10 protein-coding genes are annotated in these 12,788 nt (G+C 40.1%); 6 read left to right on the forward strand and 4 right to left on the reverse strand.

The genetic code is table 11. The annotated features are described in order from the left end of the window. Positions 1 to 163: 163 nt before the first annotated feature. Positions 164 to 1,075 carry an NAD(P)/FAD-dependent oxidoreductase gene (locus NC797_RS08085; RefSeq protein WP_272436270.1) on the reverse strand — a complete coding sequence of 304 codons (912 nt, stop codon included), beginning with the start codon at positions 1,073 to 1,075 and terminating at the stop codon, positions 164 to 166. A gap of 342 nt (positions 1,076 to 1,417) precedes the next feature. On the opposite strand from NC797_RS08085, the gene NC797_RS08090 reads away from it, so the two are divergent. From NC797_RS08090 to NC797_RS08110, 5 genes are all read left to right on the forward strand, one after another. After that, positions 1,418 to 2,608, forward strand: a complete 1,191-nt coding sequence (locus NC797_RS08090) for an MDR family MFS transporter (RefSeq protein ID WP_272436271.1) — start codon at positions 1,418 to 1,420, stop codon at positions 2,606 to 2,608. Positions 2,609 to 3,425: 817 nt separating this feature from the next. Then, a complete protein-coding gene (locus tag NC797_RS08095) occupies positions 3,426 to 5,057 on the forward strand; it encodes an acetolactate synthase large subunit (protein ID WP_272436272.1) in 1,632 nt (543 codons plus the stop codon). An 8-nt stretch (positions 5,058 to 5,065) separates the two neighbouring features. Beyond that, complete coding sequence (locus tag NC797_RS08100; protein WP_272436273.1) at positions 5,066 to 6,502, forward strand: aldehyde dehydrogenase family protein; 1,437 nt, start codon at positions 5,066 to 5,068, stop codon at positions 6,500 to 6,502. 49 nt (positions 6,503 to 6,551) lie between these two features. After that, the gene (locus NC797_RS08105; RefSeq protein ID WP_272436274.1) at positions 6,552 to 7,955 is read left to right on the forward strand and encodes an NAD-dependent malic enzyme; all 1,404 of its coding nucleotides are present in this window, start codon (positions 6,552 to 6,554) and stop codon (positions 7,953 to 7,955) included. A gap of 21 nt (positions 7,956 to 7,976) precedes the next feature. Further along, a complete protein-coding gene (locus NC797_RS08110; RefSeq protein ID WP_272436275.1) occupies positions 7,977 to 8,135 on the forward strand; it encodes a hypothetical protein in 159 nt (52 codons plus the stop codon). A gap of 118 nt (positions 8,136 to 8,253) precedes the next feature. On the opposite strand, the gene NC797_RS08115 is transcribed toward NC797_RS08110, so the two are convergent. Continuing rightward, the gene (locus NC797_RS08115; RefSeq protein WP_272436276.1) at positions 8,254 to 8,586 is read right to left on the reverse strand and encodes a MerR family transcriptional regulator; all 333 of its coding nucleotides are present in this window, start codon (positions 8,584 to 8,586) and stop codon (positions 8,254 to 8,256) included. Between the two features lie 334 nt (positions 8,587 to 8,920). Between NC797_RS08115 and mgrA the strand changes: the two genes are divergently transcribed. Further along, positions 8,921 to 9,913 (forward strand): L-glyceraldehyde 3-phosphate reductase, encoded by a 993-nt coding sequence (mgrA, locus tag NC797_RS08120; protein WP_272436277.1) that lies wholly within the window; start codon positions 8,921 to 8,923, stop codon positions 9,911 to 9,913. 115 nt (positions 9,914 to 10,028) lie between these two features. Here the strand turns inward: mgrA and NC797_RS08125 are convergent, their stop codons facing one another. Together NC797_RS08125 and dacB are read right to left on the reverse strand one after the other, a co-directional pair. Continuing rightward, entirely contained in the window at positions 10,029 to 10,862 is an 834-nt protein-coding gene (locus NC797_RS08125) for a halocarboxylic acid dehydrogenase DehI family protein (RefSeq protein WP_272436278.1), read from the reverse strand. Positions 10,863 to 11,239: 377 nt separating this feature from the next. After that, positions 11,240 to 12,718: a D-alanyl-D-alanine carboxypeptidase/D-alanyl-D-alanine endopeptidase gene (gene dacB, locus NC797_RS08130; RefSeq protein ID WP_272436279.1), complete on the reverse strand. Its 1,479-nt coding sequence runs from the start codon at positions 12,716 to 12,718 to the stop codon at positions 11,240 to 11,242. Between the last annotated feature and the right edge of the window lie 70 nt (positions 12,719 to 12,788).

The following is a 12,788-nucleotide window of genomic DNA, read 5'->3' on the forward strand; positions in this document are numbered from 1 at the left end:
TTTTACTAAAAGTGTGTGTTCAAAAAATTGGCAAATTAGAAGCAAGCAGGTCGAGACGGCGTTGTTTTTGAGTAACCGAATAACAAGCCAACGAAGAGATGCGCAGCTTATCTTTTGGTGACTTTTTGAACAACCTCTAAAAGTGTGTGTTCAAAAAGTAATTCTAGAGTTCACTAGGACCATCGCCCATTAAATATTTATGCATCCAAATGGCAGCTTGCATTCCATCACCCATCGCAATCGTTGTCTGTTCAGAATGCGCCACAACATCTCCTGCAGCCCAAACATTTTCAACATTGGTCATTTTGGTTCGTGGATCAACCAGTATGTGATTGTTGTTATATAAATCCACTCCTAGCATTGCAGCCAAATCTGATCGCACTTTATTTCCACCAAAGGCCAAAAAAGCATGATCGGCGTGAATAGATGAACCAGATTCCAGTTTTACTCCTTTAAATTGTGAACCATCCGCAACTACTTTTTTGATTGGCTCTTCTGCATAGACTATGTTGTTTTTTTCTAATTCCTTGCGTGTACGATCAGCCATTTTTTTCTGTTCATGATTCACATATACCAAATCCTGTGACCAATAAGTTAGCGTTAATGCCATATTCGCTCCAACGTCACCAGAACCAAGCACAATCGCACGTTTGTTGTTGATCTCGTACCCATCACAATCAGGGCAAATATAAATACTGTTCCCAAGACAAGGATATAAATTAGAAAAATAAGGGAAACGATCCATGACACCTGTCGCCAGCAGGAGAAGCCTCCCTTGATATGTTACACCTTGCTTTCCAATCAAGGAAAATTCCTCGTTTATTTGTTTCGCATCTACTATTTCATCCTGAATAAAAACTACTCCGAATCCTTCCGCTTGCTTCTTGCCTATGTCCCGTAGCTTCTGACCATCTACCCCATCAGGCCATCCAAGTATGTTGTGATAACAGTGACACAAATTGGATCTCCCGTTATTTGAATCGATAACAAGTATCTTATGCTTATATCTCCCTAGCTGAATGGCTGCCTGCAACCCTGCAATGCCTCCACCAACTATGATGCAGTCATATTTCAAAATAAACACTCCAGTCGTTAAGAATATCACTTTTATCTTAACCAAAAATTCAGCTGAAACTCTGGGGCAAAGGGAACAAGTTCTTTCCCACTTTTTTGAGGATTGTTCAAATGAATCATGTAATATAGGAGTAGGCAGCGAACGAGTAAAGGTATCTGTCGATCAAGTCCCCGTTTTCCAACTTTTAAAATCATTCAAAGTGATCATGTGACTTGCACTTTGCACATAATCGCATTACAATTCTTGGGTACTTATTATAGTGAGTGTTAATAAAGTCGACAAATTAGAAGTTATCATTTGGTGAATTTTTGAACAATCTCTTACAGGAAAGAGTTGACAGCAATGCCGAAACAAATATGGTTGCTCATTATCGGAACAGTCATTAACATCACTGGCGCATCATTCATTTGGCCACTAAACACCATTTACATGCACAATGAATTAGGAAAGTCCCTTGCCTTTGCGGGGGTCATTTTAATGATAAATCAAGGATTTGCGATTATCGGTAATTTAATTGGCGGGGTTTTGTTTGATAAAATGGGGGGCTATCGCACAATACTGACTGGCACGTCTATTGCGATGACCTCCTCTTTTTCACTCGTTCTGTTTCACGATATTTACCAATATGCTGTATTTCTAATTATTATTGGGTTAGGGTCAGGCATTACGAGACCTGCTATGTTTGCACTTGCAAGCTCCGTTTGGCCTGAAGGTAGGGCAAAAGCATTTAATGCACTTTACGTTGCCCAAAATTTAGGAGTTGCAATCGGCGCATCCATTGGAGGGTATGTCGCATCGATTTCATTTTCCTACATTTTCATTGCAAATGCGATATTGTTTCTGTTCTTTTTTCTACTGGCAGTTAATACCTTTAAACCATTGGGAGAAAAGCAAGATGCCTATTCTTATTCAAGTGTTTTGGATCACCATAAAAAAATTGAAAACAAAGCAAATTTCCGTGCACTCGTCATCCTTAGTGTTGGTTTTTTTATTAGTTGGATGGCATATGTACAATGGCAAACAACGATCGCATCCTTTACACAGGATATAGGTATTCCACTTAGTAGCTACAGCACATTGTGGACAATTAATGGACTGTTAATTGTACTTGGACAACCTATGATCCGTATCATCACAAGGGCAATACCCTCTTCCAAAAAACAAATATATATTGGAACTTCCATTTTTTTGCTTTCGTTTATATCCCTATTGTTTGCAGATACCTTTCCAGCATTTGTAATGGCAATGGTCATTTTAACATTGGGGGAAATGCTTGTTTGGCCAGCCGTCCCTACTTTAGCAGATAAACTTGCTCCTAAAGGGCGGGCAGGTTTTTACCAAGGGATCATCAATAGCGTGTCCACATCCGGTAGAATGATTGGCCCTATTATCGGCGGGTTTGTAGTGGATCAATGGAACATCCAATCGTTGTTTTATGCTTTCATTCTTTTAATGTTCATCCCGTTTTTTTCTACCTATTATTATGATAAAGGATTAAGTCACAAGAAGGATGAATCCGCTAGAAGTGTGTAAAGTGCCCGCTTTAGATTAATTATAGCCCTGTTTGCGTCCTCATTACCCGGATGAGGACGCGTTTGCTACTTTTTCACCCCTGTTTGCGTCCTCATTACCCGAATGACGACGCGTTTACTACTTTTTCACCTCTGTTTGCGTCCTCATAACCCTGATGACGACGCGTTGACTACTTTTTCACCTCTGTTTGCGTCCTCATAACCCTGATGAAGACGCGTTTGCTACATTTTTGACCCTGTTTGCGTCCTCATAACCCTGATGACGACGCGTTGACTACATTTTCGACCCTGTTTGCGTCCTCATAACCCGGATGAAGACGCGTTGACTACATTTTCGACCCTGTTTGCGTCCTCATAACCCAGATGAAGACGCGTTGACTACATTTTTGACCCTGTTTGCGTCCTCATAACCCGGATGAAGACGCGTTTGCTACATTTTCGACCCTGTTTGCGTCCTCATAACCCAGATGAAGACGCGTTGACTACATTTTCGACCCTGTTTGCGTCCTCATAACCCAGATGAAGACGCGTTTGCTACATTTTTGACCCTGTTTGCGTCCTCATAACCCAGATGAAGACGCGTTTGCTACATTTTTGACCCTGTTTGCGTCCTCATAACCCTGATGAGAGCGCGTTGATTACATTTTCGACCTTGTTTGCGTCCTCATATCCCAAAATGAGAGCGCGTTTGTTTACTTATCAGCCATGCTCGAGTTAAGCAACCTTTTCTCCGACTAAAAAAACTCCCTTCTCTTGTAATAAAAAGCGAACTTTTACAAACGCTATTAAAAAAGGCACATAATAAAAGGTGGATGCAAATGAGAGTGGCGGAATTATTAATTAAATGTCTTGAGCAAGAAGGTGTTGAATATATATTTGGTGTTCCTGGGGAGGAAAACCTGGATGTAATGGATGCGCTACTTGGTTCAAGCATTGAATTTGTCGTAACACATCATGAAACGAGCGCTGCCTTTATGGCAGGAACATACGGAAGATTAACAGGTAAGCCTGGTGTTTGTTTGGCTACACTTGGCCCAGGTGCTACGAATCTGTTAACTGGTGTCGCAAACGCGAACATGGATCTAAGTCCGTTGATTGCGATTACCGGACAAGCAGGGCTCGAACGCCAGCATAAGGTTTCCCATCAATACTATGATCTCGTATCCATTTATGAACCAGTAACAAAATGGAATGCCCAGGTTAAATCCCCTGACATCATTCCAGAGGTAGTTCGAAAAGCAGTACAAGTTGCAACTCAAGAAAAACCTGGTGCAGCACACATTGACCTTCCAGAAGATGTAGCAGGTATGGCCAGTGATGCAGCACCACTAGAAATTGTAAAGACAACCAAAACAGCGGCAGATGATGAAGTCATTACAGAAGCCTCCCAACTAATAGAGAAAGCTAAACAGCCAATTATACTCGCTGGCAACGGCATAACAAGAGGCGATGCATCTGACACATTGCGTACTTTTGTAAAAAATGCTGATATTCCAGTTGTACATTCGTTTATGGGAAAAGGTGCCGTATCCTGGAAAGATGAACATAGCTTACTCACCGCAGGACTAGGCGGAAATGACTATATCACATGTGGCTTTCATGACTCAGATTTAATCATCGCTATTGGGTTTGATATAGCAGAATATCCACCAAAAAATTGGAACCCAGAAGGACGGACACCTATTCTGCATATCGATACAGAAGTAGCGGAAACAGATGAAAATTATCCTGTCACCCTGAATGTTGTCGGAGATATTCACACAAATATAGAAAAGTTAACCAGACTTGTAAAGCCCCAAAATCGAGACAACAAATGGGTTGAGCACGTAAGAAAAAACGCACTAGCTGAGCTTGAACAATTTGAAACAGACACTAGCTTTCCTGTTAAACCACAAAAGATCATTTATGATTTACGAGCAGTTTTAAAGGAAGAAGACATTGCCATTTCAGATGTCGGCGCACACAAAATGTGGATGGCCCGAATGTTTCATTGTTACCAACCGAACACATGTTTAATTTCAAATGGGCTCGCATCGATGGGGGTTGCTGTACCTGGGGCTATTGCAGCAAAAATAGCACATCCCGAAAAAAATATCGTCGCAGTTTGTGGGGATGGTTCCTTTCAAATGACAGGCGCAGAACTAGAAACAGCGAAGCGATTAAATTTACCGATCATCGTGTTAATGTGGAGAGATGGTGGGTATGGCCTAATCGAATGGAAACAACTAAACACATTTGATCGATCCTCCTACATCAAATTTGGTAATCCTGATTTTGTCAAACTGGCAGAATCATACGGATTTGAAGCAATGACAATAACAGACACAGCGGAACTGAAGCCAACCCTTGAAAAGGCTATTTCATTAAACAAACCTGTATTTATCGATTGTCCTGTTGATTATGACGAAAACCGTAAACTAACTAAAAAACTAGGAAAAATTCTTTGTTAGGTGGTGACATGATGAAAATTGGGTCCATTATAAACGGAAAAGAACGAAATGAACAAAACCGTAAAACTCTAGATATAAACAACCCGTATAATCACGAGACAGTAGGAACGATTGCACTAGCATCCAGTGATGACCTGAATGATGCCGTTGAAAGTAGCTTTGATACATTCCACCACAAAATGAAAGCGATGCCCGCACATAAACGTGGAGATATTTTACGAAAAGCAGCCGATCTTTTAGAAGAAAATGCAGATGATTTTGTTCAAACGATCACTGCTGAAGCTGGTAAACCTATTAAACATAGTCAGGCGGAGGTACAACGCTCCGTTCAAATACTACGTTTTGCATCAGAACAAGCTAAGAACATAAATGGAGAAGTTATTCCCATGGACGCGGCAATTGGTGGGGAACACCGAATGGGGCTCGTAACGAGAAAAGCATTAGGTGTTGTTGGAGCTATTACACCATTCAATTTTCCATTGAACCTTTCCTTGCACAAGCTCGCTCCTGCAATTGCTGCAGGAAATACAATCGTATTTAAGCCTGCTGAAAAGACACCAATTTCCGCATATAAGCTTACCAAATTACTACACAATGCTGGACTCCCAGAGGGTGCTTTAAATCTTGTGTTAGGAACTGGTGAAGAAACAGGAGATCCACTCGTCAAACATGAAAAGGTACACAAAATCTCATTTACAGGTAGCCTTCCTGTGGGGAAAATCATTCAAAAAACGGCTGGGTTCAAAAAAATCACACTGGAACTCGGGTCAAATTCCCCAAATATCATTTTTGAGGATGCAACGATCAAGGAAGCAGCTACAGAACTCGTAAAAGGTGCCTTTGCATTTTCAGGCCAAGTCTGTATTTCTGCACAACGTATTTATGTTCAAAAAGCGATTTATGACACGTTCCTAGAAGAATATACCCAGCTTACGAATGCGTTACAACTTGGAGATCCGTTTGATGTAGAAACTGATATCGGTCCAATGATTTCTGAAGATGAAGCAAAACGAGCTAAACAATGGATTGATGATGCGGTTGAAAAAGGTGCAAAGATAGAAACAGGTGGAGAGAGAAATGGTAGCACGCTGACACCTACCATCATGACCAACGTCGATAAAAACATGAAAATTATTGCCGAAGAAGTATTTGCACCAATTGTTTCTGTGATCCCTTTTGATACAGAAGAGGAAGTAATCGAATTTGCAAATGACTCGATATATGGACTTCAAGCGGGTGTTTTTACAAAAGATATCGACAGAGCGATCCGGGTTGCCGATCGACTTGAAGTCGGGGGCGTTTGGATAAATGAAATTTCCACCTACCGTCAAGACAACCACCCATACGGAGGAGTCAAACAAAGTGGAATTGGAAGAGAAGGAGTCAAGTATGCGGTAGAAGACATGACAGAAATGAAATTCATTGGTATAAAACTAAAAGGGTAATTATCATTATTTTTCCCGCTAGCTACGATAACATGAAAGGATTGGTTAAATGGCACTGATGAACTTAACCATCATTCTACGACTGGAAATGGATAAGCAAAAAGTATCCTTTGGACAAATATCCACTATTATTAGTAACGCTGGAGCGGATATGTTTGCAATAGATGTCATAAAAGAAGGTCCAAATAGTACGGTTCGAGACATTAGTGTCAAAATTGAAAATGAACAAATACAACATAAATTGGTCGAGGCAATAAATAATTTAAACGGGGTTACATTAAAACACGTTTCAGATCGTACTTTTTTAGTACACTTAGGCGGTAAAGTTGAAGTAACATCCAAGTTAACGATCGATAATCGCGAGGAACTTTCTCAAGTCTACACCCCTGAAGTTGCCCGAATTTGCAACGCTATTAATGATGATCCTACACTCGCTTATAACTTAACAATTAAAAAAAATTCAGTGGCTGTCATAACGGATGGATCAGCTGTATTAGGTCTCGGGAATATCAAACCCGAAGCAGCACTACCAGTCATGGAAGGAAAGGCGATGTTGTTTAAACAACTTGCAGGTGTGAATGCCTATCCTATCTGTTTAAACACACAGGATACAGAAGACATCATCAAAATTGTAAAAGCAATGAGTCCAACTTTTGGTGGGATCAATTTGGAAGACATTTCTTCCCCTAGATGTTTTGAAATAGAAGAACGATTAAAACAAGAGTTAGATATCCCCGTTTTCCATGATGATCAACACGGTACCGCTATTGTCACTCTTGCAGGACTGCTGAATGCCTTAAAAGTAACGAAGAAAAGTTTGGAAGCTTGTAAAATCGTTGTATGCGGAATTGGGGCTGCGGGTATTGCAATAACGAAAATGCTGTTAAATGCTGGTGCGAAGAATGTCATAGGCGTTGATAAAACTGGTGCATTATCTAGTAAGGATACTTATGAAAATCAAACCTGGAATTGGTATGCCAAAAACACCAATCCACACAATGAACAAGGCACTTTATCAACAGTCATGAAGGATGCAGACGTGTTTATTGGAGTTTCCGCACCAAATATCTTAAAAGTAAGCGATATTAAAAGTATGGCGGATAACCCAATCGTCTTCGCCCTAGCCAATCCAGATCCGGAAATTTCACCCGAACTTGCTAAACCGCACGTAGGCGTGTTAGCAACAGGACGCTCGGATTATCCTAATCAAGTGAACAATGTTCTCTGTTTCCCTGGAATCTTTCGTGGTGTTTTAGACTGCAGGGCAACGTCGATAAATGAGGAAATCAAGCTTGCAACTGCTAAAGCAATTGCAGCAGTTATTCCAGAAGATGAACGAAATAAAGACTATATCATTCCAGGTGTGTTTAATGAAAAAATCGTACCAAACATCCGAGAAGCCGTCGTAGAAGCAAGCTATAAGACGGGTGTGGCAAAAAGAAAAGAAGTCTGATATTAGAGGAGGTAATAAAGAATGGTAAACCAGAACTTTGATCGATTTATTCATGAACAGGAAAAACATAAAAGCTGGTACCCAGGCGGTAAACAAAAACAAGCTAAAACTAAAAATTTTAAAGATAACGAACGAGGAAATACCGATAAAAACATAGGGGCAACAGGGAGAGACGTTTAATTTTAAAAAATGTAAAAAAGTTAACTTTTCTTAGCAAGACAATCTAGAAAAGCAAGGATAGGGTTGAATTATCAGCTCTTCCTTGCTTTTCTAGGCTTTTGCATTCTATTTGTATTCATCACTTATCCCTCAATCCAAATTGGGCGTTTATTTGACCCCGAAGCATTTTCTTGCGGATATCTCTTTCATTTTCTTCTTCTTTTTTCTTTTTCTCTTTTAAAATGTCTTGTCTGATTTCTTGTGTAGGGACCCCCTCTTCCCTTTTGTTTGCAATATCCATTAATTGCTCAATATCCGAAAACGAATATTTTCGGTTACCTTTCTCTGATCGTTCAGGAGTAATTAGCTTTCTTTCCTCATAATACCTTATCCGCCTTTCTGATAACCCTGTAAGCTCGCTAACGATCCCAATCGTGATTACCTTTCTTGTCTTATATGACTCTCCTTCCAATGCCACTCCCCCTACAGTTGTTTATTATAAGTTTAATAGAACGATCGTTACATAACAGCACGTTTGTAAGATTATCTAACACAATTTAATTTATCCCGCATTAACGTGCAGTAAAAGTCCGATTGGTTCAACTAACAATCAGTGCGGATGAAGAAAACCCCACTGATTGAAGCTTCACTTTATGTGTAAATTTTGTTTACATTATCAGTATAATTGTATACTTCAACTCGGCGAAAATAAATTATTTTCCCAAAGGACAAGAAAAGGATTTCCTACCTAACATGTAGAACATTAATGTTAGCAGATATTTGATTGAATAAAGGAGGAAATACCCATGACATATACGCCCAATGAACAAAGATACGATTCCATGCTTTATAACCGATGCGGCAATTCTGGTTTAAAGCTACCAGCAATTTCGCTTGGGCTTTGGAATAATTTCGGTGGTGAGGATGTATTTGAAAACCAAAGAAAAATGTTACAAAAAGCGTTTGACTTAGGCATTACACATTTTGATCTTGCAAATAATTACGGACCGCCATATGGCTCTGCTGAAGAAAATTTCGGCAAAATACTTAAAAAGGATTTTTCTTCCTATCGGGATGAATTAGTAATATCAACAAAAGCCGGATTTGATATGTGGCCAGGGCCGTACGGGAACTGGGGATCAAAAAAATATTTAATAGCAAGCCTTGATCAAAGTTTAAAACGCATGGGCTTAGACTACGTAGATATTTTTTACCACCACCGGCCTGACCCCGAGACACCTTTAGAAGAAACGATGGCAGCACTTGACTTAGTCGTCCGCCAAGGAAAAGCACTTTATGTAGGAATTTCTAATTACGACGCAGAGACTACCCAAAAGGCAATAGCGATTTTGAAAAAGCAAGGCACTCCATTCATTATTCATCAAGCTGCATATTCCATGCTAAACCGATGGGTGGAGGATGGACTAACAGACGTATTGGCAAAAGAGGGTGCTGGCTGTATTGCATTTGTTCCACTAGCACAAGGGCTGTTAACAGATAAGTATTTAGGCGGAATCCCAAGTGATTCAAGAGCAGCCAAACAATATATTCGGTCGTTAAACGAAAAAGATATATCAACAGATGTCATCGAGAAAGTTCAAAAATTAAATGAAGTTGCTAATGAGCGGGGGCAGTCTCTAGCCCAAATGGCTCTTGCCTGGATATTACAAGAAAAATCCGTCGTCTCTACTTTAATTGGCGCTAGTAAAGTGAAGCAAATAGAGGAAAATGTAAAAGCATTAGAGCATGCAAGCTTTACAGAAGTAGAATTAAGTAAAATAGAAGAAATATTAAAGTGAAAGACGTCAGGCTAGCACTTGTCTAGCCTGAGCATCTTTCACTCATGGGTGTTATCCATTATTTGGATTTTGTTTTTGTGGAATGTTTTGATGATCCTAAAGAGATTCTAAAGGATTAATGTGGACGAATAAGGGACCTTCTCATGTATTCACCCTCTATTATTAACCCCGGTAAAAAGCTCTGAAAAAATGCTACTAGCCCCATTATTCCGGCAATTTGAGATGGTTCATAAATCTGTTTTAACTGATGTTTACTAATGTGAACGGGATATGGAGCTTCACGTTGTATGAGTTGAACCGATTGACTTTTTAATTGGGCCGATAGTAGTTGATATTCATTACCTTGGATGTATATTTTTAAAGAAGGCCATATTCCCCCGAGAAAATGAGGAAATTTGGCTAGTGTACGATAATCACTAGCCACATCATATGTGTGATGTGCTTGCGCGACGTCTTTAAGCAGGTCCTTCATATATGGATCTGCATGTGGAATGTGGACTAATTCAATCGATGGAAACCCTTGTATAATGCCTGGAGCTAAGAAACCGTTACTTTTTTTCTTCGGCACAATTGGGCGATCACTTAAAGCCTCCTCCCAAGCACTTGCGATAAGTAATAATTTTGGGTTTACATAATTAAAAACGGTCAATATAGCTTCGATCTGTTGTTGGATTTTTCTATCATCATAATTGTTCCAATTCAGATCTGGTACCTGTGCTGAAATATTTGGATAACGTAAATGCTTTGCTGCTTCCTCCATATTTACGGTTAACATATTGGGTCTCACTTGGTTCCATGCAATCTCTAAAAATTCTGGGTAGTTGGCAAGTGTCCGAAAAATGAAATTGACAACAGGTATCTTTAACACAAATTTTATATCTTGATAAATCACCTTAAGCCTTCCCACTGCTTCAGACTCAAACACTTCAGGAATTCCGTATTCGTTCATTCCAGCACAACCTTTCATTGATCATTACCATCAATATATTAGGTTGAGTGATATGAAATGACCAAACGGACTGAAGTGTCTTATAGAGGATGTTCAAAAAGTCACCAAATGATAAGCGGCGCATCTCTTCGTTGGCTTGTTTTTCCGTTTCTCACGTATTAAAAGCATATCCTTAGAAAAAGAAGAACACTTTTTCTTCGTGCGAGGTAATGCTTTCGAAGCAACAAGCTTTCGCTGCGATACTCAAAACTGCGCCGCCTCGATCTGCTTGCGACGCACAGGACGTGCTAGTGTCGACGTTGCCACAGGACGTGGCGGCATTAGTCGACCTTCTGATTTGCCGACTTTTTGAACACTCACTTATAACAAAATTCTTATTACTTCATTTCCGATAAAACTCCCACAATTTTATCCTCAATTGCTTTCCCCTTCTCCTCATCCACCAAATTATTTAGCAGGATTGAAAAGACAAACCGCTTACCGCTTCTCGCTTTAAGGTAACCAGATAAAGAACTGACCGTTGAAATGGATCCTGTCTTTGCTTTCACTTTTCCCTTTGTTACCTTGTCTGTCATCCTGTAGCGCAATGTACCACCAATAAGCGGTTCACTTATGCCAGCAACAGGTAGTGATTGGATATAGGTAGAAAACCAAGGCTGATCTTGAATATGATACAACAGCTTCGTTATTTCATTGGCTGGAACTAAATCGACATGGGATATTCCCGAACCGTCCCTTAACACGAGCGAACTGGTCTCAACGCCCAATTCTGACAGCTTTGTTGCCATGGCCTCAAGTCCTTTTTCCCAGCTCCCTTCCCCTAATAAGACCTTGCCCATTTCTTTAACCAATACCTCTGCGTGCCCATTGTTACTTAATTTCATAAATGGAATCATAAGCTCTGATAAAGGCATCGATCGGTGGACAAAGAGAAGCTCTGTATTTGAGGGAGTCTTCCCTGTTCGAACCTCCCCTTTTAGTTTGATGCCATATCTTTCTAACGACTGTTTAAACATGTCCAAGGCGTACCTTGTTGGTTCCTGAACCGCAACCCATTGTCTCTGTCCAGCATCATCCTGTGCGATCGTTCCGTCAATCGTGATCGTATTAGTATGGTGCTTACGGTTTATCACAATGTCGGTTGCCTGATCACCTGCCACTGTTCTTGCGTTATTTATCATTTTGACAAGGTCTGTTTTGGGCGTCAATCGAATCGTCGGTCGCTCATTTATTTTTTTATTCGGACTTACATCAACGATAACTGTTCCAGCATCATAATCCTCGTTAGGTGCTACCGTTAAAGCAGAAATTGCCGCCCCATAATAAGTTTCCTCATCACTCCAAGGCAAATCAATAGAATAACGTGTGTCATCGTACCATGTATCATCCCCAATTACATCGCCAGTCACTACGTTTATTCCTTTTTTCTTTATCCTCTTGGCAAATGCTTCAAAATCCGCACGTAGTAATGTGGGGTCGCCCTTTCCTTTTAAATAAAGGTTTCCATTTAATTGTCCATCCTTGTGTTCCCCATCTGTTCTAATTTCCGTTTCAAAGCGATAATCTTTACCTAGTGTAGACAGGGCTGCAACAGCCGTTAACAGTTTCATGTTGGAGGCTGGCCTTAAACGTACATCACCTAAGTGTTGGTACAAAATTTCACCTGAAGATTGAGAACGAATACTGATCCCCGCTAACGCACCTTTTAGGTCTGGATCCTGTTGTATTAATTGATCTAGCCGTTCTTTTAGTCTGCTTTGTGTGTCCATGGCTTGAATTGGTTCTTGTTTTACGGAAATGGTCAAAATAAAAATAGCAGCCAGAAACATGACCATCCATTTGTTATGTAGTCTCATCACAATCAATCCACCCTTCTACTTTTACAAGTAACAAGGTTTTAGTATTCATTAAATTGAATAGGATTAT

It is taken from the genome of Terrihalobacillus insolitus (assembly GCF_028416575.1).
Lineage (GTDB): Bacteria > Bacillota > Bacilli > Bacillales > Amphibacillaceae > Terrihalobacillus > Terrihalobacillus insolitus.

What these genes read in the sequence shown, in the direction of transcription:
- NC797_RS08090 (WP_272436271.1), top strand. Translation starts at nt 1,418, where the DNA reads ATGCCGAAACAAATATGGTTGCTCATTATCGGAACAGTCATTAACATC.
- NC797_RS08095 (WP_272436272.1), top strand. Translation starts at nt 3,426, where the DNA reads ATGAGAGTGGCGGAATTATTAATTAAATGTCTTGAGCAAGAAGGTGTT.
- NC797_RS08100 (WP_272436273.1), top strand. Translation starts at nt 5,066, where the DNA reads ATGATGAAAATTGGGTCCATTATAAACGGAAAAGAACGAAATGAACAA.
- NC797_RS08105 (WP_272436274.1), top strand. Translation starts at nt 6,552, where the DNA reads ATGGCACTGATGAACTTAACCATCATTCTACGACTGGAAATGGATAAG.
- NC797_RS08110 (WP_272436275.1), top strand. Translation starts at nt 7,977, where the DNA reads ATGGTAAACCAGAACTTTGATCGATTTATTCATGAACAGGAAAAACAT.
- mgrA (WP_272436277.1), top strand. Translation starts at nt 8,921, where the DNA reads ATGACATATACGCCCAATGAACAAAGATACGATTCCATGCTTTATAAC.
- NC797_RS08125 (WP_272436278.1), bottom strand. Translation starts at nt 10,862, where the DNA reads ATGAACGAATACGGAATTCCTGAAGTGTTTGAGTCTGAAGCAGTGGGA.
- dacB (WP_272436279.1), bottom strand. Translation starts at nt 12,718, where the DNA reads ATGAGACTACATAACAAATGGATGGTCATGTTTCTGGCTGCTATTTTT.